The sequence below is a fragment of the Streptomyces sp. NBC_00425 genome (genome assembly GCF_036030735.1).
Taxonomy (GTDB): Bacteria; Actinomycetota; Actinomycetes; order Streptomycetales; family Streptomycetaceae; genus Streptomyces.
Window position 1 is genome coordinate 9000828 of record NZ_CP107928.1, and the last position, 24326, is coordinate 9025153.

Sequence of the window (24326 nt, forward strand, 5' to 3'; positions counted from 1 at the left end):
GGTCGCCTCCGCTGCCCCGTTCCGCTCTTAGACGAACTGTCAGGACCGTAGCGAGGGCCCTGTTACCTCGGGTAGCGGTCGGTAGGTTACGGTTCGGTAATATGACTGCCCGGTAGCATGTCCGAACTCTTCGTCGCGCCGGTCAGGCTCATCCCTCGGGGCGTTCACAAGTGGCCTGTTGGCGACAATCTCTGACAAAACAGGATCGCGGGACGCCGCGTCGCTAGCGTCCCGAGCCATGAACACCGACCGTATGCGCGGCGCGCGACCCGGCGTCCCCGCCCCGCAGGACGACACCGACGTCCCGCCACCGCCCGGCGCCCACCACTCCCCGACACAGACGGTGACCGCCGGCGACAACGCCAGGATCACGCAGAAGAACACCCAGATGAAGTTCTCCGTCCCGGTCGTCGGGCCCTTGCTCAGCATGGCCTTCGCCCATCCCGTGATCGCCGGCCTCACGGCCGTGGCGGTCGTCGGGGGCGGCGGCGCGGCGGTCTCGGCCGCCCTGCCCGATTCGACGCCCACGCCGTCGACCGCGGTGGTCCGCGGCTTCGTCATGAAGGCGGCGGACGGCCAGACGGCGCCCACGGGTTACGACTTCACGCACTCCCCGCCCGCGGTGGCCGACGCCGGCACGGACGCCGTCTACGCGCAGGGCGGATACCTGTTGTCCACCGCCGGCAAACTGGCCGAGTGGGGAACGTCCGAGCCGCCCACGGCGGAGGGATGCCGCAAGGCCGTCGCCGAGCACCCCGTGCGCCGGACCGCGGTCGGCGTCGCCTACGTGATGTGCTACCTCGACCGCAACGGAGACCCCGGCTACATCTCCGTCACCGCCCACGACAACGACTCCGTCACCGTGGACACGGCCCACCTGAAGTGACCCCGGCGCCGCCGAACGGCCCGTATGGGCGGTGTGGTTGACTACGCCCGTGTTGCACGAGTCGGTCTTCCGCACCACGGACCTGCCGGTGGACGCCCGGTTCGAGGCGTGGGCGGAGCGCATGGGCCGTACCCACGCGCCCATGCAGCTCACCAGCGACCGCACGGCGGACTACCGGGGCCGCCAACGCGTCATCTCCTTGGGCGACGTGACCGTGTGGCCGGCCACCTTCGACCATCTGGTCTTCCGGCGCACCCCGAAACTCGTCCGCCAGTCCGATCCCGAGGTCTATCACCTCTCCCTCCTGCTGCAAGGCGAGGCCGCCGCCGACTGGGGGCGACGGCAGGCGGCCTACCACGTCAACGAGTTCCACACCAACTCCTCCTCCCGCAGCTACGACATCCACACCGGCCCCGAGCCCGTCACCATGGTCGGCGTCGAGATCCCGCAGTCGCTGGTGGCCCTGCCGGGGCACCGCGCCGACCAGGTCATCGGACGCCACATATCGGGCCGCGAAGGCGTCGGCGCACTGCTCGCGCAGTTCCTCCTGCACCTGGTGTCGGACACCTCGGCCTATCAGCCCTCGGACGCGCCCCGGTTGGGCGCGGTCGCCGCCGACCTGGTCACGGCGGTCTTCGCACACGTCGCGGACGCCGACCTCAGGTTCGCGCCGGAAAGCCGCGGCCGCACCCTCGCCCTCCAGATTAAGTCGTTCATCAACCGGCGCCTGGGCGACCCGGACCTGACCCCCGCCGGTATCGCCGCGGCGCACCACATCTCCCGCAGCTACCTGTACCGCCTCTTCCAGGCCGAAGGTCTCACCGTCGCCTCCTACATCCGCGACCAGCGCCTCGAACACGCCCGCCGCGACCTCGCCGACCCCCGGCTGCACTCCCTGCCCGTCCACGCCGTCGCAGCGCGCTGGGGTTTCCTCCGCGCCGCCGAGTTCACCCGGGCGTTCCGCGTCGCCTACGGCGTTCCGCCCAGCGAGGTGCGCGAACGGGCGCTCACCGAGGGCTGACCCTCCCGGCCGCCGGACCAGGTCCGGGACCCGTCAGCCGTGGACGCTGTGCCAAGCGGATGTGGACCCTCCGCCAACGACACACCGGGCGTTCCTCCTGCATCATGGTCACCCGCGGCACCGCCCGCGACCTGCGGAAGCCGTGCCAGGATCACAGGGGAGTCCTGGCACGGCCCGAGTGGTGAGGGTCCTGCCACCGGCGTACGGTCGAACGGTGGACCCGGCGGTGGACGCATCCGTCCACCGACCTCTTCCTCAGGGCCCGCTTCCCGAGCGGACGAGGCGTCATGAGCAGCATTCCCCAACCGACCTCAGCAGCCCGGACCGCCGCCCGCAAGGACGGCGGCGGCAACGCCATGGCGCTGCTGGTCATCGCCTCGTGTCAGCTGATGGTGGTCCTCGACATCACCATCGTGAACATCGCACTGCCGGACATCCAGCGCTCCCTGGACTTCTCCACGACGAGCCTGGCCTGGGTGGTCAACGCCTACACCCTCACCTTCGGCGGACTGCTGCTGCTCGGCGGGCGCGCCGGCGACATCCTCGGCCGTCGGCGCGTGTTCGTCTTCGGCGTGCTGCTCTTCGTCCTCGCCTCGCTGCTGGGCGGTCTCGCCCAGAACGAACCGCAACTCCTCGCCGCGCGCGCCCTGCAGGGCGTCGGCGGGGCCATCGCGTCCCCGACCGCGCTCTCCCTCGTCAGCACGACGTTCCGTGAAGGCCCGGAGCGCAACCGGGCGTTCGGGGTCTTCGCCGCGGTCTCGGCCGGCGGCGGCGCGATCGGACTGCTCGCCGGCGGCATGCTCGTCGAGTGGCTGAACTGGCGGTGGGTGCTCTTCGTCAACGTCCCCATCGGGCTGCTCATCGCACTGGCCACGCCCCGCTACATCAAGGAGTCCGAGCGCCATCCCGGCCGCTTCGACATCGCCGGGGCACTGACGTCCACCGTCGGCATGGTCCTGCTGGTGTACGGGTTCATCAGAGCCGCCCAGGAAGGGTGGCGGGACACCATCACGCTGCTCTCGTTCGCCGCGGCCGTCGTCGTCCTCGCCGTGTTCGTCCTGATCGAGCGGCGCTCCCGGCAGCCCATCACGCCGCTGCACATGTTCGCCGACCGCAACCGGGCGGGCACGTACGGCATCATGCTGTGCCTCGCCGCGGCGATCTTCGGCATGTTCTTCTTCCTCACGCTCTTCGTGCAGAACGTGCTCGGCTTCAGCCCGCTCGCGGCCGGGTTCGCCTTCCTGCCGGTGAGCGCGGTCATCGCGGTCGGTGCCGGACTGGCCTCACGGTTCCTGCCGAAATACGGCCCCAAGCCGTTCATGGTGGTGGGCGCGGTCCTCGCCGCCGTCGGCCTGTCCTGGCTGACGCTGACGGACGTGCACTCCACGTACGCGGGCAGCGTCCTCGGGCCGATGCTCGTCTTCAGCCTCGGCATGGGCATGGAGTTCGTCTCCCTGACCCTCATGGCGCTCTCCAACGTCACCCCACAGGAGACCGGGGCGGCCTCGGGCCTGCTCAACGCCACCCAGCAGGTGGGCGGTTCGCTCGGCCTGTCCATCCTGGTCACCATGTACGGCACGGCCAGCCGGAACGAGGCCGACCAGCAGGTCTCCGACTTCCTCGCGCAGGCGACACCCGCCGAACGCCTGCGTTTCCGGCAGACCGGAGTGCTCCCCGACCCCTGGGGGGACGAGGTGCTCACCGCAGGCGTCTCGGCTGCCTTCGTCATGGCGGCGATCTTCACGGTTCTCGCCGCTCTGATCGCGGTGCTGGTCATCCAGGTCCGTCCGTCGGACCTGGAACGCCTCAAGGGCGGCACGGTCCCGGGCGGAGTCTGAGGGTTCCCCGCCGAGGCGGCGGCGGGTGACGCCCGGACGGAGTGGGAGGCGCCCACGCGCCCACCAGGACGATCCGGCCGTCACGGAGCGCCAGGGAACGCCGACCGAGCGAGCGCGGCCCTCACCCGGCGTGAGCGGACGGGTTTGCCGTCGGAGTGAGGGGCAACGCGATGTCCATGAGTGAACCGAACAAGAAGACGAGCACCCATACGAACCCCTCTACGAAGGCGGACGCGGGCGACGGGTCCGCGGCGAAGCGGGCGACCGCGGCCAAGGCCCGCCACACCACCGCCGAGGCGACGGCTCCGGCCGCACGCGCCGCGCGTGACGCCGCGACGAAGACGGACGACGCCGCCGCGGCCGCGAAGACCGGTGTCCAGCGCACGGCCGAGGTGACGACCGGCGCGGTGCAGAGCGCGGCGCACAGCGCCGCACGGGGCGTCGAGGCGAGCCGTCAGGCGATCGTCGCGACCTCGGGCCAGGTGGCCGCGACCGCGAAGACGGCCTGGACGGTCGTCGCGCACCGCAAGCTGATCGCGGCGGGCGTGGGCGCGGGGCTGTCGGCGCTGACGGCCGCCTCGTACGCCGTCGGCCGCCGTTCGGCCCGCCACGCGCACGGCCCCCTCACCCGGCTCACCGGCGGCCGGATCTGACCTTGCGCAGCCGTGGCTGCGACCAGGGCAGTGCCAGGCGGCCCCCGGTGCCCGCGCACCGGGGGCCGGGGCCGTGGCGTGAGCCGTCTCATCGCTCCAGCCCCCGGGTTGTGCAGCCACCGCGCCTCCCGTCCCGTCCATGCCGCGTGGACGACGGCGCGGGTCACCCCCCGCCCCCAACCGCCACGCGCAGGCCTCCCGCCTCGCGCAGGCTTCCGCGGCCGGACGGCGGTGAGCGGACCGGCCGACGAGCGCGCCTCCCGGCGCATGAAACCGTCGGACGCGGTTACCCCCTTGCCATGGCAGCGACATCGAACTCCGACCACGACCACGCCATGGCGTCGGTGCCCGGTCGGAACACGGCGGAGCCGGAGAAGCAGGTGGAGCGGCAGGAGCCGGGGGAGCCGGGGGAGCCGGGGCAGTTGCCGAAACGGTCGTGGTGGGCCGTGCTGAAAGGCACCGTGCGCGAGTTCCAGGACGACGAACTCACGGACCGGGCCGCCGCGCTGACGTACTACGGCGTTCTGTCGATGTTCCCCGCCCTGCTGGTGCTGGTATCGCTCCTGGGGCTGGCCGGCAAGTCGGCGACCGACGAGGTGCTGGACAACCTGCGCAAGGTGGCGCCGGGTTCGGCCCGGGACGTCATCAGCGACGCGGTCGCGGAGTTGCAGGGCCGGGGCGGCGTCGGCTCGGTCATGGCGCTGGTCGGCCTCGTCCTCGCCATCTGGTCGGCCTCCGGCTACACCGCGGCCTTCATCCGCAGCGCCAACGCCGTGTACGACATGCCCGAGGGGCGGCCGGTGTGGAAGGTGCTGCCGGTGCGCGTCGGTGTCACGGTGGTGCTGCTCGTGCTCGCCGTGGTCAGCGCGCTCATCGTGGTGTTCACCGGCGGACTGGCCCGTCAGGCCGGCGCCGCGCTGGGCATCGGGGACACGGCCCTGACCGTCTGGTCCATCGCGAAGTGGCCGGTGCTGATCGTCCTCGTCACCGTCATGATCGCCCTGCTGTACTGGGCGACGCCCAACGTGCGGGGCCGGGGCCTGAAGTGGATCACGCCGGGCAGTGTGCTCGCGCTGCTGCTGTGGCTGATCGCCTCCGCCGGCTTCGCGTTCTACGTCGCCAACTTCGCCTCGTACAACAAGACGTACGGCACGCTCGCCGGCGTGATCGTCTTCCTGGTGTGGCTGTGGATCAGCAACATCGCGATCCTGCTGGGCCTGGAGTTCGACGCGGAGCTGGCCCGTCAGCGTGCCGTCGCGGGCGGCCTGGCGGAGGGCGAGGAACCCTACGTCGAGCCGCGCGACACCCGTGCGTGGAGCGAGGAGGACAAGCGCCGGGCGGAGTGACGCACGCCGACGCGGGGCGGGGGCCGGACGGTTCAGCGCACCGGGAAGCCGAAGGAGTATCCCTGCTGCTTCAGCCAGGGCAGGACCTCGCGCAGCGCGGTCACGGTCTGGGAGCGGTCGCCGCCCGCGTCGTGGAAGAGGATGGTCGGACCGTTGCCCACCTCGCTCTTGACGTTGGCGACGATGGCGGCGGCGCCCGGCCGCTCGAAGTCCTTGGTGTCGACGTTCCAGCCCAGCGGGCGCATCCCGCGGGAGGCGGCGAGATCCCGGCTGTAGGGGGTGAACGCGCCGCCCGGCGCCCGGTAGTACAGCGGGCGGACGCCTCCGGACGCCTCGGTGATCATGCGCTCCGCGTCCAGGATCTGCTGCGACTGGTAGGCCTGCGGCTTGGCGTCCATGGACGTGTCGTGCGAGACGCTGTGGTCGCACAGCCGGTGGCCCGCCGCCACCACGGCCTTGACCAGGTCCGGGTGCGCCTGGGCCTGGGCGCCCACCATGCAGAAGGTCGCCTTCACCCCGTTCTCCCGCAGCACGTCGAGGACTTGGGGCGTCCAGACGGGGTCGGGGCCGTCGTCGATGGTGATGTTGACGCCCCGGGGGCCGCGGTCGGAGGCGTGGGCGATGTCCACGGCGACCCGCGCCGGGGCGGACGCCGCCGCGGAGGGACGCGCGGACGCCTCCGCCCCCGATTCCGCCCCGCTGCCGTCGGCCTGCGCGGTCCACACCGAGGTGACCGCGGCCATCGCCGTGACCCCTACCGCCGCCGCGATTACCCGGCCGTACCAACCCCGCCCGCCATGCCGCGCCATGTCTGCCCTGTCCTTCGTCCCGGTGGAGCCCCTGCAGATGACAGGACGGAGAAAGGCGGCCGGGGGATCCCGCTGTTACAGATCACGGACAGTTCTGCGGGCGTTCGGCGACGCGCGAACGTCCGCGCGCGGAACGGAAGTACGGCCGGGCGACCCGACGGGGCACGCCGATGGCCGTCGGCGCGGCGACGGCGGTCGGCGTGAGGGCGCACCTGTGCGGCGCCGGGCGCCGGCTCCGGAACGAGCCGACGCCCGACGCCACTCGGTGGTCGGTGTCACCAGGTGTGGGCGACGTCCACCACGAGGTGGTCGGTCAGGCGCTGCACCCGGAAGGGCAGACGGGCGCGCACGCCGAGCCCGAACTGCGTCACGCCTTCGAAGCTCCCGCCGTACCGGGTGTCCCGGAAGGTGCTGTATCCGGCGAGGTTCACGCCCGGGAGGGGCTGAGCGGGCCGTCCCGGGTAGGTGGGCGTGCCGGTCTGCGGGTTGTAGGCCGGGGCGTTGACCCGCACCTCCAGGATCGCGCCGCCGCCGACGGGGATGGGCCGGCCCGACCCGTCCTGGTAGAGCTGGTCGACGTAGGCGACGGAGAAGCCGAGTCGGGAGGCGCTCGCACCGGGAACGTCGACGACGAACCGGTCGTAGCAGTCGTGGCGGCCGGTCCGGACGTCGGTCACGGGGGTCGCCGTGCTGGTGACATAGCTTTCGGCCAGGCTGCCCCAGCCGGTGGGGCAGGCGGCGGCGGCCCGGGCGGCGGTCGCCGGGGCGGCTTCGGCCGGAGCCACGGCAACGGCCAGGGTGGCGGTCATGAGGGCCGCGGTGGCCCAGACGGTTCTGTTTCGCACCATGATCTCCCCCGAAGGAGTCGCGTGTCGGACATCAACTGAGACAACCTGAATGACCGAAAGGTTGCGCTGTCCCGTGCCTTATGTGGGGTGCGCCCGAGGACGCGGTGCGCCGGTGGTGCGCCTGGGGTGTGTGCGGCTCATGCGGCTTGTGCGGGCCCCTCCTCGTCCCCGTTCCTCCGCCTCCGGGTCCCTCCCCGTGCGTCAGCGGTCGCCTCGCCGACCCCCGGCGGTGCGGCGGCGGGGCATGCCGGACAGGCCTCTTTCGGCGTGGGCGAGTTGGGCCGTGAGGCTGGTCAGCCAGACCTCGAAGTCGACCAGTGCCGGCAACGGCGGCGCGGGCCGACGACCGGGTGCGGGCTCGGCTCCGCCCCGCGGTGCGTTCGGTCCCCCCGCCGACGGTTGCCCACCGGTCGCCGACGGCGGTTCCCCGGCGCACAGGGCGGCCAGCCGGCCGATGGCGGTCACCGCCGCCCGGGCATCGGTACGCGCCCGCGCCGCGGCGGCCGGCGGCAGCGGGTCGGCGGGCAGGTCGAAGCGGGGCAGCCAGTGGGCGCCGAGCAGGACCTGATGGGTGGCGATGAGCACGCTGTGCCAGTCGGCGCCGACCGAGGCGCCGGCGCCGGGTTCGCTGCGGAACTGGGCGTAGGCGGACTCGGCCAGCCGCATCCGGTGCAGGGCGGGCAGCGTCGGCGGAAGGGGTGCGGAGCCCGGCGGCACCGCCGTCAGCACCGCGAGGGTGCCGTCGATCAGCGGCCCGCACTCGCGCAGCAGACCGGCCATGGTCCGGCGCACCTCCCGCCGGGCGCCGGTCGGCCAGGCGAGCATCGCGCACACCAGACCGATGGCGCTGCCGGTGACCACGTCCACGATCCGGGCCTCGGCCAACTGCCAGGAGGCCGGAGCGATCTGGGCGAACGCGGTGGCCACCACGAGGGTGAACAGCCCCTGGGCCCAGGCGATCCCCAGCAGTGGCCCGAGCGCGAAGGCGAGCAGCATGCCCGGCGCGAGGATCGCGGCGTAGGCGTCGGTGTGCGGCCCGACGCCGATGAGCAGCGCGCCCGCGGCGACGGCGCCCACGAGGTTGCCCGCCACCGCCTTGCGGATGGCCGCCCAGGTCTCCCCGGCGGTGGTCCGGCTCAGCGTGAGCACCGCCAGCAGCACCCAGAACCCGTGGGTGAGCTCCAGCGAACCGGCGACCAGGCGGGCCGCGCCGAGGGCCGCCGCGATCCGGACGGCGTTGTGGAACTGCACCGAGCGGAGCGTCATGTTGCCGACGATCCGGCGCAGCCACAGCCGGGGCGCGACCGCCTCCGTGTACCAGAACAGCTCCCGCGGCTCGATCGGCCCGGTGCGCCGCCCGTCGAGACCGACCCGTACGGCGATCTCCAGCACCCGCACCGATTCGGCGACGCCCAGCAGCGCCGCCTGGCGCCGCACCGGCGCCCACCGCGAGGCCGGTGACCTCGACTCCGCCGGCGTCGGGGTCGCAACCGCCGAGGCCGTCGACGCCGGCGGGGATGCGGACGGGCGCGTCCCGGAGGGCTGCGGGCCCTGCCGTCCGCGCAGCTGCTGGAAGGCCCTGATCGCCGCGTCCATGCGTTCCGGTCCCGGATCGGCCCGGCCCGCGCGCAGCTCCGCGGAAGTGTCGTCGCACCGGGTCACCAGCCGGGGCAGCAGCCACGCGCACGCCGCGTCGCCCGGTGAGCCGTCGGCGCCCTGGTCCGCCGGACCTCCGTCGCCGAGCAGGTCGCGCAGCCGGCCCGTCTCGGTGAGATGAGCCAGCTGCTCCAGCAGCCGGCGCGCGGCGGAGCCCGCCTGGGACAGGCCGCGGTCCGCACGGCTCGCGCCCGCGGGGCGTTCCGCGGGCGGGATCTGCGAGAGCCGCAGCCGGGCGCCGGCGGAACGCAGGACGTCGGCTGGGGGACCGGCGCGGCCGGCGAGGGTGTCGCCCGAGATCGCCACGGCCCTCGCGAGAATCGACCGGTACGACTCGCCGGCGGGCCGCGGCAGCAGGAACCTCTCGCAGAGCGCGAGCAGCACCACGCCGACCGCGAGCCCGGTCAGGCGCTGTCCCAGGGTCTGCGGTGCGTAGGGCGGGAAGCAGGCCAGGATGTAGAAGAGCTGCAGGCCCGGCGCCGCCCCGGCCGGCCGGGGCCCCGCGACGGCGGCGAAGGCGAGGACGAAGCCGACGAGGAGCATGCCCAGCACGGCCGTCCAGGTGTGCACCGCCAGCACGGTGCCCAGCGTCACGAGCGCCAGACCCGCGGGCAGCGCCTCGAGCATCACGGCGGCCCGCTGCCGTCCGGACCCCGGGATCGAGGACAGCAGCCCGAGAGAGATGGGCGCGAACAGCGCGTACAGCGCCGGCACCGGCTCGTCGAGCCCGTACAGGAAGACGTAGAAACCGGTGGCGGCGGCCGCCGTCACCCGCACCGAGCGGCGCAGGACCTCGGCCCTTGCGCCGTCGGCCGTCACCGCGTCCCCCGGCCGTGCGTCGTGCGCGAGCCCGCTGCCGGAAGGCGGTCCCGGTCCCCGCCGGGGTCCCCGTCCCGGTCCCCGCTTTGGACCGCAGGCCGCCGGCGCGCGACCGTGACGACGGCGGAAGCGGCCAGAATCACCGCTCCGCCCAGACGCAGGATCGCGTCGTAGGCCGCCTCCGGCGTCCGCTGCGGTGTCATGGCGGTGATCGCGGCCGCGGCCGCCGCGAGCGCGACACCGCCCAGCGTGACCAGGAACGTGAGCAGGACGCCCGAGGCCTCGCCGGCCCGTTCGGGGGCCACGACCCGCTGGGTGGCGACGCCGGCGAAGGTCCAGCCGAGCCCGAGCCCCAGGCCGCACCAGGCGAACACCACGACGTACAGCCACCAGGCGGTCACCATGCTCAGCATGATCATGCCCGTGCCGGCGGCGGCCCCGGCGAGCGCCATCACCACCGTCGGCGGCAGCCGCCCGGACAGTCGTGCGCCGAGCGGTCCGCTGCACGCGACGAGCACCGCGGGCGCCAGGAACACCACGCCGGCCTGGATCGGCGTCAGCCCCCGCACCTGCTGCAGATACAGCGTGGAGACGAAGACCGTGACGGCGTACCCCATGTTGCCGACCGAGCCCATGCCCGTCACCAGGACGTACGGAACGTTGCGGAAGAGCCGGGAGTCGACCAGCGGATGCCGGGCCGTCCGCTCCCGCAGCGCGAACAGCACGCCCGCGGCCGCGGCGACGCTCAGCAGGGTCAGGGTGCGGGCGTGGTCCCAGCCCCAGGCGCTGCCCCGTTCCACGGCCAGAGTGAGCGCCGCCAGGGCGCACACCAGGGCGAGCGCGCCGGCCAGGTCGAGCTGACGCGGAGCGCCGGGGTCGAAGGAGTCGGGCACGCACCCGTACGCCACCACCAGGGAGAGCGCGCTCAAGGGGACGAGCAGCCAGAAGATCCAGCGCCAGCCGGGCCCCTCGGTGAAGCCGCCTCCGACGAACGGACCGAGGGCCGTGCCGACGTTGGCGATCCCGAAGGCCGCCCCCAGTGCGCGTGTGCGGGTCGTCTCCGGGAACACGTTGGTGATCACGGAGACCGCGACCGGGAAGACGAAGCCCGCGCCGACGCCCTGCACGATCCGTGCCCCCACCAGCGGCCACAGGTCCGGCGCGAGCGCGCAGCCGACGGACCCGGCGGTGAACAGCGCGGTCCCGGCGAGCAGGGTGCCCCTGCGGCCGAAGACGTCGCCCACCCGGCCGCCGACGATGAAGCAGCAGCCGACGGCGAGCATGTAGGCGGAGAGAGTCCACTGGGCGGCCGAGGCGGTGACGCCGAACTCCTCGGCGATCCCCGGGACCGCCAGGTTCAGCGCGAAGAAGTCGAGCTGGATGCAGAACAGCGCCAGCGAGACCGCGACGAAGGCGCCGGTGCGCGCGGCCGGGGAGAACGCAGCGCGCATAGCCAGGTTCCTCTCGGGCCGAGGCCGCCGAGGCGTGCCGGGCGGGCCGGGCAGGTGCCCTTCCACCTCAGTGTCGGCCGACCCCGCGCCTACCGCAGCCCGGCCCGGTGCGCACCCGGCCCGGTCGGCCGGCGATGACGCGTCACGGCGCCCGGCCGAGGCGGCCCCCCGGCCGGGCGGGTGCTGCGGAGGTCCGACTCAGAGCTGGCCGGAGGCCGCGATGGTGATCTTCGCCGAGGTCGAGCCGCTGCGGGAGCCGAGCGCCTCGATCTTCTTGACGAGGGCCATGCTGTCGTCGTCCGCGACCTCGCCGAACACGACGTGCTTGCCGTCGAGCCAGTCCGTCACGATGGTGGTGACGAAGAACTGCGAGCCGTTGCTGTTCGGGCCCGCGTTCGCCATGGACAGCAGACCGGGACGGTCGTGCTTGAGCGTGAAGTTCTCGTCGGCGAACTTCTCGCCGTAGATGCTCTTGCCGCCGGTCCCGTTGCCGCGCGTGAAGTCGCCGCCCTGGAGCATGAAGGCGGGGATGACCCGGTGGAAGGAGGAGCCGGCGTAGCCGAATCCCTTCTCGCCGGTGGCGAGCGCGCGGAAGTTCTCCGCGGTCCTGGGCACGACGTCGTCGAACAGGTTGAAGTTGATCCGCCCGGCGGGCTCGTCGTTGATGGTGATGTCGAAGTAAACCTTGATCGTCATAGGACCATCCTGCACGCTCCGGCGAGTGCTGTCGCACTGCGGGTGCCGTGTTGTCTCTTGTGTCCGGTTTGCGTAGCGCGTGTTCCAGGGTGGCACGCCAGCGGGAAAGACGCCCGGCCGCGCCCGGTGCCGCGACCGCCGCGCCCGGTCGCGGCCGGTCAGTCGACCGGCCAGGTGTGGGCGGGTGCGTTGAGATGCATGTAGTCGATGTAGAGCTGCGTCATCCGCCGCAGTGCCTCGTGCCGGCCCGCGTGGGACGAGGCGGTGATGCGGTGGAACATCTCCTTCTGCCAGACGGCCCCGTTGCGGCCGGTGACGCACCGCTGCTCGATGACGCCGAGCAGCGGCTCCCGCCAGTCCGCGTCCATCCCGGACAGCTCCAGCCCGCGGTGGGCCAGCGGCAGCAGTCGCCGCAGGACGAGTTCCGGCGCCGTGACCTCGCCCATGCCGGGCCAGTACAGCCGGGCCTCGATGCCGTGCCGGGCGGCGGCGTGCAGGTTGTCCTCGGCGGTGCGGAAGGACATCCGCGACCACACCGGCCGCTCCTCCTCCACCAGGGCGCGGGTCAGTCCGTAGTAGAACGCGCCGTTGGCGAGGGTGTCCGCCACTGTCGGCCCGGCCGGAAGGCAGCGGTTCTCCACCCGGACGTGCGGCCGGTCGTGGGCGACGGCGTAGACCGGACGGTTCCAGCGGTAGATGGTGCCGTTGTGCAGGGTCAGCTCGCCGAGCTCGGGGACGTCCCCTCCCGCCAGGGTCTCGCGCGGGTCCTGTTCGTCGCACAGCGGCAGCAGCGCCGGGAAGTAGCGCAGGTTCTCCTCGAACAGGTCGAACACGCTGGTGATCCACCGCTCCCCGAACCACACCCGGGGGCGCACGCCCTGCGCCTTGATCTCCTGCGGACGGGTGTCGGTGGTCTGCTCGAACAGCGGGATGCGGGTCTCGTGCCACAACTCCTTGCCGAACAGGAACGGCGAGTTGGCCGCGAGCGCCACCTGGACGCCCGCGATCGCCTGGGCCGCGTTCCAGTACGCGGCGAACTCGTCGGGGGAGACCTGTAGATGGAACTGGGTGCTGGTGCAGGCGGCCTCCGGGGTGATCGTGTCCGCGTAGGTGCGCAGCCGGTCGACGCCGTCCAACTCGATGTGCAGGTCCTCACCGCGCGCCGCGAACACCTGGTCGTTGAGCAGCCGGTACCGGGCGTTCTCCGACAGCGAGGAGGCTCCGACGTTCTCCTGCCGCAGGGTGGGCAGAATGCCGATCATGATCAGTCGGGTGCCGACCGAGCCGGCGCGCTCCTCGGCGTGGTTGAGCGCGGCCCGGATCTCGGATTCCCAGGCGTCGGGGCCGCCCTGCGTCAGCCGGCGGGGCGGAACGTTGATCTCGAGGTTGAAACGGCCCAGCTCGGTGGACCAGGCGGGGTCCGCGATCGCCTCGAGGACGTCGGTGTTGCGCATCGCCGGTTCGGCCTCGGCGTCGACCAGGTTCAGCTCGATCTCCAGGCCCACCTGGGGCCGCTCGGACTCGAACCGCGACTCGCGCAGCATCTGCGCGAACACCTCGAGGCACTCCTGCATCTTGATCCGGTACCGGCGGCGGTCCTCGCGGGTGAAGACCAGCGCCGGGACGTCGCGTCCCATCGGCCCTCCCGGCGCGTCCCTTCTCGGACGCCTCTCGCCTCCAGCGTCGCACTGCCGGACGACCCTCACCAGGCGACATCGGGGCCACCCCGGCCGCACCCGTTCCCGCGCCGCGCCCTGGGTGTATTGATCACGAGCGTTGTCGACGCTCGTGATCAATACACCCAGCCGGCCGGTCCGGCCAGGCGTGCCGCCTGCTTCTCGGCGTCCCGTGCCGTCCGTTCGGCCCGTTTCACCGCGTCGCCGGCCGCCCGCAGCCGGTCCTCGGCGTCCTGCCGTTCCCGTCCGGCCCTCGTCAGCTCCTCGCCCGCCGTGCGCAGCTCCTCCTCGGCCGCGGCACGGCGCTGTTCGGCGAGGTCGTGGCGGTCGCGGGCCTGCTGGAGGGCCGACGCGGCGTCCGCCCGGGCGGTGCGCAGGTCGCGCAGCGCGCGTGCGGCCTCCTCGGCCGCCTGCCGGGCCGCTTCGAACTGCTCCTGACGCCGACGGCGCCGCTCGGCGAGCTCGTCCTGTTCCCGTGACCGCGGTGACGGCCGCGGCGCCTCCACTCGGGCGCGCTCGGTCCGGGCGCGCCCGGACCGCTCGCCCGCCGCCGAGCCGGCCGAGCCGGCCGAGCCGGCCGGGAAGTCGGCCGGCGGGGTGAGGGCGCTCTCCAGGCGGCCGGCCGACCAGCGCTCCGCCGCGTCCTGGTCGGCGAGGACCGCGCGCAGGGTGGAGTCGACGTCCTGCCGGGTCGCGTCCGACAGCCGGTGCCCGGCCTCGCGAGCCAGCTCGGCCGCCTGCCGGGACAGCGCCGAGACGATGCTGCGGCGCTGCTCGGACAGTTCCCTGACGCCGTCGGCGTCCAGCGTGCGGTAGGCCTCGCGCAGCGCCTGCCCCAGCTCGAGGAACCGGCGGCTCTCCTGAGGCCGGGCGCGCAGCAGCAGGTTCGCCGCCCAGGCGGCCTGTGTCGGGCGGCGGGCGGCCCGGATCCGGCGGGCGTCGGCCACACGCCCGGCGGACCGGGCCGCCAGGGCCTCCTGCTCCCGCCGGGCGACGAAGTCGGACGGCGGCGTGGCGTAGAGCTCGTCGAGCACCTGCTCCACGCCGGTCTCCCCGCCCGGTCCCACCCGCTTGCCTGCCATGATCGTCAGCTTCCCCCCGGTCGGGCGGCCGCGCACCCCGACGGGCCGGGTCAGCGGTTGGCCAGCCGGTCGAGATCCTCCTGGGTGCCGTTGAAGACGTCCCCGGTGGCCGGGGCCCGGATGCCGTCGAAGAGCGCGGACTCGGTGTACTGCCACATGATCCAGGTGCCGGAGCCGTTCGGCAGGGGCGGCGCGGTGATCGACCGACGGTAGTCCGCGAGCTGCAGCGGATAGGCGGCGAAGGCCGGAGTCGACCCCAGGCAGTCGTCGAGGAACGACTTCTGGGTGTAGACGACGGGCCTGCGGCCGAAGGCGGCCTCCACCGTGTCGAGCCAGGCGGTGGCGTCGGCGACCGTGAGATGGGTCGGGCAGCGTCCGCTGCCGTCGTCCATGCGCTCCAGGTCGAGGACCGGCGGCAGGTCTCCGGGGCGCTGTCCGGTGTAGCCGGCCGCGCGCACCGCGGTGATGAACCGGTCGGCCTGCGCGGCGCCGGTGCCGACGGCGGTGCCGGTGTAGAAGTGGTACGGCGCGACCGCGAGCCCCACCGCCCGGGCGGCGTCCATGTCGGAGGCGAGGTACTCGTCCGTCACGTCGAGCCCCCGGGTGGCCTTGACGGTCGCGAACTCCACGCCCGCCGCCCGCACCGCGGCCCAGTCGATCGGAGCGCCGCCCGGATGCTGGTACTTGGCGGTGTCCAGACCGTCGATCGGATACCCGGCCGGCCGAGGCGGCGTGCAGTACGCGTCGCGGCTCGACCAATCGGTCAGCCTGGCCCAGGTGTTGGGGCCGACGACGCCGTCCGTGCCCAGGTCGGCGCACATCTGGAACTCCACGACCCGGTTCTCGGTGCCGCCGCCGAAGTCGCCGTCGATCGTGAGCGGTGGGTAGTGGCCCGGCTCCATCGCCAGGTTGAGACGGCACTGCAGCTCTTCGACCTCGACGCCCTTCGCGCCCCGGCGCAGTGTGGGACGTGTGTCGGTGTGTCCGCACACGGAGGCCTGCGGGGCGCTCGGCGTGCCGTCGGGCGTGCAGGGCTGTGGATGCGCGGCCCGGGCGTTGAGCGCGGCCCAGGTGCCGGGCCCGATCGCCCCGTCGGCGGTGAGTCCCGCGCACCGCTGGAACGTCCGGACCCGTTCCGCGGTGCCGGCGCCGAAGGATCCGTCCGCCGCGATCGGCGTGTGGTGCCCGGTCTTGGTGGCCAGGTTCAGCTCGCACTGCGCCTCGCGCGTCGCGAGACCCGCCGATCCCTGTGCCAGCGGCGGCTGTTCGTCGGTGTGACCGCACACCGCGGTCGCGGCCGCGACGCCGGGCCCGGCCGCGTCGGCCGCCGCCGCGGCAGCCGGTCGTGAGGCCGGGCCGCTGCGGTCCGCGGCGTCGCTCCGGGCCGCCCCGGCGAGTGCGACGGCGGCCGCCAGCAGCATCGTGGAGAGGAACGGGGCCGGGCGGCGAGCCGGATGCCGATCCGATCTGGTCATGGGATTCCTTGTCCTGGGTCCTGGGTCCTGGGTCCTGGGGCCTCGGTCATGTGGCCGGGGTCCTGGATCTGTCGTTCATGCGGCCTGGGCCATCCGGCCGGTGGCCTGCCGTCCGTGGTCTGCGTCCCGTGCCCGTGTTCCGGGGTGCCTGTCGTGTGCTCGGGTGCGTGTCCCGGGTGCCGCGTCGCGACGTGGTGGACGTGGCCCGTCGCGGCGGCACGGCGCGCGGTGGCCCACGCCGGGCCCTCCCCCGAGGGAGCCCGGCCGCCCGAGCCGTGCGCCGCGCCCAAACCCGCTGCGCCCGCACGCCGTTCCGCGGGACCGACGCTCTCACGGGCCGGCCGAGACGGGACAGCGCAACGCGTCACCGCGGGACACGAAGCCGACAAGGGGTGCGTGACCTGGTGCTTCCCGCCGGCCGCTGAGACGGGCGCGGGACGGAGCCCGCCGGATCCCTGGTGGGCGGCGGACGGAGAACGCGGCGTTCCGGGCGTCGCGGACATCGCCGCGGGCAGGCGTCGTCGCCGTCCGGCACGGGTACGGGCGGCCCCGGTCACCGGGCCCGGGCCGTCCGGCTCAGCACATGCGTCACCGGTCGGCCGGGCGCAGACTGAGGTGATGACTGGCATGTACACCAAGCATCGGGCGGGGAACGCGCCGGCGGGCCGGGGTGCGCCGTCGCCGTCGGTGGCCCTCGCGGCCATGATGTTCGCGGTCGCGATGACGTTCATCGACCAGACCATCGTGGCGATCGCGACGCCGGACATCGTCGACGAGCTGGGCCTCTCCGCCTCCGGCATGCAGTGGGTGGTCAACGCCTACCTCCTGGCGCTGGCAGCCTTCTTCGCCCTCGGAGGACGTCTGGCGGACCTGTTCGGTCCCCGTCGCATCGTCGTGATCGGCACCCTGGTGTTCGTGATCTCGTCGATCCTGTGCGGCTGTGTCCCTCGCGGCGACTTCGCCCTGACCTGGCTCGTCGTCTTCCGCTCGACCCAGGGGCTCGGCGCCGCCCTGCTCTTCCCCGCGGCCCTGGCCGTGGTCGTGGCGGTGTTCCCGGTGGAGCGACGCGGTCGTGCGCTGGCCCTGTTCTTCGGCGTCACCGGGGCGCTGACGGCGCTGGGGCCGCTGCTCGGCGGCTGGCTCACGGACTGGACCTGGCGCGCCATCTTCTGGGTCAACGTGCCCGTGGCCGTCGTCGCGCTGATCCTGACGGCGCTCGCCCGTGTGTCCGACCGTCGCCGCGACGAGAAGCTGGACGTGCCGGGCGCGGCGCTGATCGCCCTCGGCATGGGCGCGAGCGTGCTCGGCTTCCAGCAGGCCTCGGCGTGGGGCTGGGACAGCGTGCTCACCTGGGTCTGCATCGTGGGCGGTCTCGCCGTGCTGTGGCTGTTCTGCCGCTACGAACTGCGCACGGCCAGTCCGTTGGTCAGGCTCGCGGTCTTCCGGGACCGGGCCTTCGTCGTCGACTCGGTCGTGCTGTTCTTCGCCATGCTCGCGTTCGTCCCGCTGTTCTTCTTCGCGTCCGTCTACGCCCAGGTGTCCCTGAGCGCCTCGCCCAACCAGGCGGCGCTGTACCTGCTGTACTTCTTCGCGGGCTTCGCGCTCGCCTCGCAGTGGGGCGGGCGGATCCTCGACAGACGCGGCGCGCGGCCCGCCCTGAGGATCGGCTGCGTCGTCGGGGCCGTCGGGTTCGCCCTGTGGGCGGGGAAGCTGACCGATCTGTCCATGCACGACCAGTGGCCCTACGCGGCACTCGCGGGCGCCGGGATCGGCTTCATCCTCGCTCCCGCCTCCACGGACGCCGTCAACCGGGCGATCGACGCCTCGTACGGCGAGGTCACGGGCATCACGCAGACGATCCGCAACTACGCGGCCAGCGTCGGCCTGGCACTCTTCAGCACGTTGCTGACCCACGCCATGACCGACAACGTGCGGAACACGCTCGAGTCGCGCGGGGTGCCGTCCGGCACCGCTGGCGACGCGGCGCGGGGGGTTGCGGAAGCGGTGACGGGCAACGCCGACAACCGGCAGCCCAGCGGGGACGGGCCGGTCGCGACCACGGTGCGGGAGTCGATGTCCGCGATCCGCATGGACTTCGCCCAGGCCAACCAGTGGGTGTTCTACGGGATGGCCATCGCGCTGGGCGTCGGCTTCCTGTGCGCCGGCCGGCATCCCGGCGGCGCGGCACATCCCGAGAAGGCGCCGCAGGAGCCGCTCGCGCGGCGTTGAGAACGCCGGCGGAAGGGGGCTGGCGCGCGCGAGGGCGCGAACGGAGGGCGCTGAATCGCCGGGGGAGAGGCGGCGGGCGGCGGGTCCACGCGTGGTGGGCGGCGGTGTGCCCGGACCGCACGGACCGGGCCGGGGAGCCCGTGGGGGCCGCCCCGGCCGCGCCGTCAGCGGCTGCGCAGGGCGCTGGTGGTGAAGAATCCCGTGGCCGCGGCGCTGACCAGGGCGCAGACGGCGAGCAGAGCGGTACGTCGCATCGAAGGGCCTTTCCCGTGATGACGTGATGACGGATGGGGTCTGCACAACGCGGAACTGCCTCGTGGCGCTTCGCCCGAGGGCCGAACCCACCCGTACGGACGCGGCCAGGCGTGCACGCGGCGCGCGGCCGGCCGTCGGCCCGCCCCTGCGGTCAGCTCTTCGCCGGCACCGGTCGCCGCAGCAGGTAGGCCGCCGAAAGCGACACGAGTACGGCCATGCACCCGATGAACACCAGCCCGGCGCCCTCCAGTCCGAGGGGACCGACCAGCACACCCACACCGATCACCGGCACCGAGATGCCCGTGTAGGCCACCACGAAGAGCGTCGAGATCACCGCCGCGCGCTGCTCCGCCGGGGACGCCGCGGCCACCGCGGACAGCGCCCCGCGGAAGGTCATCCCCTGCCCCGCGCCGCCGACGACCGCGCTGAGCACGACCAGGGTGAGCAGGTCCCAGCGCAGCGCGCCGGCGAGCAGCGCCAGACCGGCGAGGAGCACGGCGCACCCCAGCGGCAGCGACCGTGCGACGCCGACGCGGCCGACGGCCGTCTGCCCGGTGATGGAGGCGAAGAAGGCCAGCGCGACGACGAGTCCGCTCACGGCGTGGTTGCCGACGTCCAGTGACCGGGCGAGGAACGCCGGGCTGACCGAGGTGAACACGCCGAACAGCGCGAACCCGGCGAACGAGGCGGCGGCCGCCGGCCCGAACACCGTCCGCACCTGCGACGGCAGACCGGGCCGCTGTGGACGCACCGCGCCGACCGGTCCCCGCTCCGCCACGGTCTCCGGAAGGCGCGCGAGGACGGCGGCCGAGCCGGCGATCAGGACGAGGTGCACGGCGAAGGGCAGGTACAACGGCCGGTCCGCGTACTGCGCGAGCACCCCGGCCAGCAGCGGACCGCAGCCGAGGCCGCCCATGTTGGCGGCCGTGGCCACGAGGGTGGCCCGGGCGGCGCCGCCCGGCGGGGCGAGGTCCATCACGTACGCCGTGGCGGCCCCGGTGCACAGGCCGGCGGAGAACCCCGACAGCAGCCGCCCCGCGTACAGCCAGCCCAGCCCGGTCGCGCACAGGAAGCAGACCGCGCTCGCGGCCGCGAAGCCCAGGCCCCACAGCAGCACCGGACGTCGGCCGACGGTGTCCGAGGCATTGCCCGCCAGCAGCAGAATCCCGATGACGCCGAAGGCGTACACGGCGTACACGACGGTGACCGTCAGTTCGGAGAAGCCGAACTTCTCCTGGTAGAGGCCGTAGAGAGGGGTGGGCAGCGTGGTGCCGGCCATGCACACGGCGAACACGGCGCCGGCGAGCAGACACCGGAGCCGGCCTCGGCGTTCACGGTCCATGCGGGCGACAGTAACCCCGTGCGCCGCCCCGGCGACCGACCGGCGCGCGTCGGCGCGGTCGGCCTCCGGGCCGGCCGTCACGGTGTCAGCCGGCGTACACGCGGCCGTGCTTGACGAGGTACCGCGCCGGTGCCGAGCAGCCCAGCGACGGCGTGCGCAGCAGGCTCACGGTGAGCGGGGCGGGTTCGGTGGAGGCGGTGGACAGCTGACAGACCGCTTCCCTGCCGGTGAGCGGGTACCAGAACCAGCCGTCCACGTCGCCCACGGTGACCCGGTCCGACTCCTTCCAGGGGCCGTTGATCTGCGTGTAGACCTGCAGTCGCACGGACGCGGCGTACCCGTCCGCGGTCGACCGCAGGGCCGTGAGGGTGATCCTGTAGTCGGAGCCGAGGACGGACGAGCCACGTCGAGGTGCAGGTCGCGCAGCGGGCCGTGGGCCAGACCGCGCAGCCGCAGCGGCAGCCCCGGTCCGCCGCCGGCGCGCGGCACGGGGATCCGGCCGGGCGCCGGAGCGGGGGACACGGCCTGTTCCGCGTCGAGGACGCCCGCGATCCGGCCGGCGGAGGCGCGGCCCTGGGCCAACTCCGCGTACACCCAGGAGAATTCGGAAAGGGGGCCGATGAGGAACAGGGCGAGGGCGACGGACGAGACGAGTTCGCCGACCCCGATGTCCCCGCGTGCCGCGAGCTGCCCTCCGACCAGCGCGACCAGTGCGAGGAACACGCCCGTCAGGACGGTCACCACCGCGTTCTGCCAGGCCTCGGCGCGGGCGGCGCGCAGGGTGGCGGTCAGGGACTCCTGGCTGATCCGCCGGTAGCGGGAGACGACTGTGCGCTCGGCGCCGATGCCCTTGAGGATCCGCAGCCCCGCCACCAGGTCCGCCGCGACGCCCGAGGCCCGCGCCGCCTGTTCCTGTTCGGTCTCGCTGCGCCGCTCCAGCGGCCTGCTCAGCAGATGGGCGAGCCACAGGAGCAGCGGGGCGCCCGTCAGGGCGAGCAGCCCGAGGGGGAGGGACACCCCGAGCAGGACGACGGCGCCGACGGCCAGACCGGTCGCGGACGCGACGGCGACGATCAGCGCCATCATGACGGCGCCCACCCGTTTGGCGTCCTCCGTCGCGATGGTGGCCAGCTCGCCCGGGAGCCGGCCCTCCTCCGCGCCTCCCTCGGGGGCGAGGACGCGGGCCACGAGTTCGGCCCTGAGCCGGTGAGCGGTGGTCAGCGAGGCGCGTTCACCGGCCCACGCGCAGGACTCTCCGGCCGGGCGGATCCGCCTTCCTCATGTGTCCCTCCGGACCGATGACGCAAGGCACTTGACGTTGCCTCGATGAACTTAGGTTAGCCTAACTTCATTTGCCGATCGGTGCCAGCACTCCTCGCCGGTCGATCACGCGTCCGTCGCGTCGCGAGCTCCGCCGCGGCGCCCTCCGCCGGCGGTCCGCCCGCGGCAATGTGACCCCCTCCATTGCGCCGGCGACGTCACAGCGGCCACTCTCTCCTCGCACGTTTTTCCGAAGAACCGTTATCCGGTGCTCCCGCGGCGATCCCCGAATTGAGGGACAGCATCGTTCGGAGTCGAGGACAGGGAAGCAGCAATGAGTGAACGGCACACGGTGGACGCGGCGGAGCTGGTGAGGGCTGCCCGGGCGGGCGACCAGGCGGCTCAGGACGCGCTCGTCGGCGCCTACCTCCCGCTGGTCTACAACATCGTGGGCCGGGCGTTGAACGGTTCGGTGGACGTGGACGACGTCGTGCAGGACACCATGCTGCGCGCCCTCGACTCGCTGAGCACGCTGAGGTCGCCCGAGAGCTTCCGCTCCTGGCTGGTCGCCATCGCGATGAACCAGGTACGCGCGCACTTCAACCGCCTCCAGCCCGCGCAGGGCGGCATGGAGGAGGCCGACGAGGTGGCCGATCCGGGCGCCGACTTCGTCGACCTGACCATCGTGCAGCTGCAGTTGTCCGGCCAGCGGCAGGAGACCGCGCGCGCCACCCGCTGGCTGGAGCCCGAGGACCGCGGCCTGCTGTCCCTGTGGTGGCTGGAGTGCGCGGGCGAGCTGACCCGCGCCGAGATCGCCGACGCCCTGACGCTGACACCGCAGCACACGGCTGTGCGCGTGCAGCGGATGAAGGCGCAGTTGGAAGCGGCGCGGGTGGTGGTGCGGGCGCTGGACGCGCAGCCGCCGTGCGCGGAACTGCGGGACGCCCTCGCGGGGTTCGACGGGCGGCCCTCGGCGTTGTGGCGCAAGCGCATAGCCCGCCACGCACGCGGCTGCGCCCGGTGCTCGGGCCTGTGGAGCGGACTGCTGCCCGCGGAGGGGCTGCTGGCCGGGCTGGCGCTGGTCGCGGTGTCGTCCGCGCTCCTCGCGAAGACTCCCGGCGTCGCCGACACCGTCGCCCTGGCCGCCTCGGCCGTCCCGCCGACCGCGGACGGTGATCCCACCGTGATCGTGCGGACGGGGCGCCGCGCCGCGGGCGATCACGGCGTCTCGCGCACCGCGGCCCGACGCAGGCGGCGCACACGGCGGCGGGCGGTCGGCGGAGCCGTGGTGGCCGCGTGCGTGGCGGGCGGCGGCCTGTACTACTTCGGGACGCAGCCGGACACGGGGTCCGGCCAGAGCACCGCGGTGCAGCCGGCGAACGACGCCCTCGTCTCCGAGCGGCCCTCCCCGGACGCCGGCCGCGTGAGTTCGCCGCCCTCGCCGTCCCCGTCGGTCACCGCCTCGCCCTCGGCGTCGAAGTCGCCGGCCGCGACCGCCACGCCGAGCGCCCGCGCCTCCCGCAGCGCCCCGGCGAAGACACCGGCGAAGCCGGCCGCCGGCACGCAGCGGTCCACGTCCAGGACGCCGTTCGCGCAGTCCGCTTCGTCCGACCGCGAGAGTCAGGTGATCGCCCTGGTCAACGAGGAACGGGCGGCCGCGGGCTGCGGCCCCCTCACCGCAGACCCGCTGCTGCACAAGTCCGCCCAGGGCCACTCGGACAACATGGCCGCGCGCGACTTCTTCGACCACACCAACCCCGACGGCGCCGACCCCGGAGCGCGCATCACCGCCACCGGCTACCGCTGGTCCACGTACGGCGAGAACATAGCCAAGGGTCAGCAGACGGCGCAGTCGGTGATGACGTCCTGGATGAACAGCCCCGGCCACCGCGCCAACATCCTCAACTGCGACTTCAAGAACATCGGCGTGGGCATCCACGATGGCGCCGGCGGCCCGTGGTGGACGCAGAACTTCGGCGCCAAGCTGTGACCGGGCGGCCGGTTGCTCCGACGACGGGGTGACCGCGTGACCGGCGGGCCGCGGTCGCGGGCTCACCGGAAGGCGACGTCGGACTCCTCGTAGAGACAGGTCACTCCGTCGGGTCCGGCGTCGAGCTTCGCCGGCTCGCCGGAGGTCACCCCCTCGAACCTCTGGCAGGGCACGACGTCCCGGCCCGGGTCGCCGACCACGGTGACACCGCTCAGCCGGGCGGTGTCACCGAAGTTGCGGTTGACGCCGACCAGTTCGCCGCCGGGAGCGGTGGCCGTGACGTCCTGCAGCACCACGTCCCGGCGGAACTGCTCACCGCAGTCGCCGCAGGAGCGCACCAGTTCCCCGAAACCGGCCACGGCGAAGTCGCGCACCGACAACGTGCCCGCCCCGTCGAACCGGAACACCGTGCCCGCGGCGTCGGCGGCACCGCCGCCGCTGACGGTGTACGCCGCGTCCGCGGACGTGCCGAGGAAGGCGGCCGCGTTCTCGCCGACGTCCTCCCAGTACACGTTCTGCAGGGTGCAACTGCCCAGGCAGCGCACGCCGCCGGCGGCGGAGGCGCCCAGGATGACGTTCTTCAGGACGGCGCCGTCCGCCAGCTCGAACAGCGGTTTTTGGCCCTTCCCCCGACCGTCCCCGCCCAGGGCGCCCGCTCCGGTGAACCGGGTCCACGCGCCGTCCACGACCCCGGTGATCCGCCGGGTCGCGGTCAGCCGCTGCTCGCCCGAGGCCCGCGGTACGGCGAGGACGTGGGCGCCGGCCGGTTCGGCGGCCGTCCCCGGTTCGCCGCTCGCGAGGGCGGCCTGCGCCGCCAGCGTGACCGCGAGGACGCCGGCCGCGGCGGCGGCGATCAGAGGGGTGCGGTTCTGACGCCTGCGGTGACCGGAGTGGGGAGAGTGAGCTGTCACGTGAGCACCGCGCCTTTCGATGAACCGTCGCAGAGCCATACGCGTGCGGCCGCGGGCGTGTTCAGCGCCCGGCCCGCCCCAGG

General features: G+C 73.5%; 18 protein-coding genes. 7 read left to right on the top strand and 11 right to left on the bottom strand.

The window, feature by feature from the left end:
• Positions 1–238: 238 nt before the first annotated feature.
• The 5 genes from OHS82_RS39720 to OHS82_RS39740 all read left to right on the top strand — a co-directional run bounded on the left by OHS82_RS39720 (position 239) and on the right by OHS82_RS39740 (position 5744).
• Positions 239–886: a hypothetical protein gene (locus tag OHS82_RS39720; RefSeq protein WP_057581132.1), complete on the top strand. Its 648-nt coding sequence runs from the start codon at positions 239–241 to the stop codon at positions 884–886.
• A 49-nt stretch (positions 887–935) separates the two neighbouring features.
• On the top strand, positions 936–1907 hold the full coding sequence (locus tag OHS82_RS39725; RefSeq protein WP_328435629.1) for a helix-turn-helix domain-containing protein: 972 nt from the start codon (positions 936–938) through the stop codon (positions 1905–1907).
• A 356-nt stretch (positions 1908–2263) separates the two neighbouring features.
• Positions 2264–3745 (top strand): MFS transporter, encoded by a 1482-nt coding sequence (locus tag OHS82_RS39730; protein ID WP_057581193.1) that lies wholly within the window; start codon positions 2264–2266, stop codon positions 3743–3745.
• Positions 3746–3915: 170 nt separating this feature from the next.
• Entirely contained in the window at positions 3916–4398 is a 483-nt protein-coding gene (locus OHS82_RS39735; RefSeq protein WP_057581130.1) for a hypothetical protein, read from the top strand.
• A 299-nt stretch (positions 4399–4697) separates the two neighbouring features.
• Positions 4698–5744, top strand: coding sequence for a YihY/virulence factor BrkB family protein (locus tag OHS82_RS39740; protein ID WP_443061820.1), 1047 nt, complete (start codon positions 4698–4700; stop codon positions 5742–5744).
• 32 nt (positions 5745–5776) lie between these two features.
• Here OHS82_RS39740 and OHS82_RS39745 read toward each other — a convergent pair whose 3' ends face one another.
• The 8 genes from OHS82_RS39745 to OHS82_RS39780 form a co-directional block, all read right to left on the bottom strand.
• Positions 5777–6553: a polysaccharide deacetylase family protein gene (locus OHS82_RS39745; protein WP_057581129.1), complete on the bottom strand. Its 777-nt coding sequence runs from the start codon at positions 6551–6553 to the stop codon at positions 5777–5779.
• Positions 6554–6828: 275 nt separating this feature from the next.
• Positions 6829–7401: an AMIN-like domain-containing (lipo)protein gene (locus OHS82_RS39750; protein ID WP_199863872.1), complete on the bottom strand. Its 573-nt coding sequence runs from the start codon at positions 7399–7401 to the stop codon at positions 6829–6831.
• A 201-nt stretch (positions 7402–7602) separates the two neighbouring features.
• Positions 7603–9876, bottom strand: a complete 2274-nt coding sequence (locus tag OHS82_RS39755; protein WP_328435630.1) for an FUSC family protein — start codon at positions 9874–9876, stop codon at positions 7603–7605.
• The gene (locus tag OHS82_RS39760; protein WP_328435631.1) at positions 9873–11327 is read right to left on the bottom strand and encodes an MFS transporter; all 1455 of its coding nucleotides are present in this window, start codon (positions 11325–11327) and stop codon (positions 9873–9875) included. Before OHS82_RS39760 ends, OHS82_RS39755 begins: the two co-directional genes overlap by 4 nt.
• Positions 11328–11525: 198 nt before the next feature.
• Positions 11526–12023 carry a peptidylprolyl isomerase gene (locus OHS82_RS39765; RefSeq protein WP_057581125.1) on the bottom strand — a complete coding sequence of 166 codons (498 nt, stop codon included), beginning with the start codon at positions 12021–12023 and terminating at the stop codon, positions 11526–11528.
• A 158-nt stretch (positions 12024–12181) separates the two neighbouring features.
• On the bottom strand, positions 12182–13660 hold the full coding sequence (locus OHS82_RS39770; RefSeq protein WP_057581124.1) for a glutamate-cysteine ligase family protein: 1479 nt from the start codon (positions 13658–13660) through the stop codon (positions 12182–12184).
• A 155-nt stretch (positions 13661–13815) separates the two neighbouring features.
• On the bottom strand, positions 13816–14781 hold the full coding sequence (locus tag OHS82_RS39775) for a hypothetical protein (RefSeq protein WP_328435632.1): 966 nt from the start codon (positions 14779–14781) through the stop codon (positions 13816–13818).
• A 50-nt stretch (positions 14782–14831) separates the two neighbouring features.
• Positions 14832–16256: a GH25 family lysozyme gene (locus OHS82_RS39780; RefSeq protein ID WP_328435633.1), complete on the bottom strand. Its 1425-nt coding sequence runs from the start codon at positions 16254–16256 to the stop codon at positions 14832–14834.
• Positions 16257–16883: 627 nt separating this feature from the next.
• Between OHS82_RS39780 and OHS82_RS39785 the strand changes: the two genes are divergently transcribed.
• On the top strand, positions 16884–18485 hold the full coding sequence (locus OHS82_RS39785) for an MFS transporter (RefSeq protein ID WP_057581123.1): 1602 nt from the start codon (positions 16884–16886) through the stop codon (positions 18483–18485).
• Between the two features lie 406 nt (positions 18486–18891).
• Here OHS82_RS39785 and OHS82_RS39790 read toward each other — a convergent pair whose 3' ends face one another.
• Together OHS82_RS39790 and OHS82_RS39800 are read right to left on the bottom strand one after the other, a co-directional pair.
• Complete coding sequence (locus OHS82_RS39790) at positions 18892–20082, bottom strand: MFS transporter (protein WP_057581190.1); 1191 nt, start codon at positions 20080–20082, stop codon at positions 18892–18894.
• Positions 20083–20247: 165 nt separating this feature from the next.
• Entirely contained in the window at positions 20248–21351 is a 1104-nt protein-coding gene (locus tag OHS82_RS39800; protein WP_443061841.1) for an ABC transporter transmembrane domain-containing protein, read from the bottom strand.
• A 325-nt stretch (positions 21352–21676) separates the two neighbouring features.
• On the opposite strand from OHS82_RS39800, the gene OHS82_RS39805 reads away from it, so the two are divergent.
• The gene (locus tag OHS82_RS39805) at positions 21677–23332 is read left to right on the top strand and encodes a sigma-70 family RNA polymerase sigma factor (protein WP_328435634.1); all 1656 of its coding nucleotides are present in this window, start codon (positions 21677–21679) and stop codon (positions 23330–23332) included.
• A 62-nt stretch (positions 23333–23394) separates the two neighbouring features.
• Here OHS82_RS39805 and OHS82_RS39810 read toward each other — a convergent pair whose 3' ends face one another.
• On the bottom strand, positions 23395–24243 hold the full coding sequence (locus tag OHS82_RS39810) for a pectate lyase (protein ID WP_328435635.1): 849 nt from the start codon (positions 24241–24243) through the stop codon (positions 23395–23397).
• Positions 24244–24326: the final 83 nt, after the last annotated feature.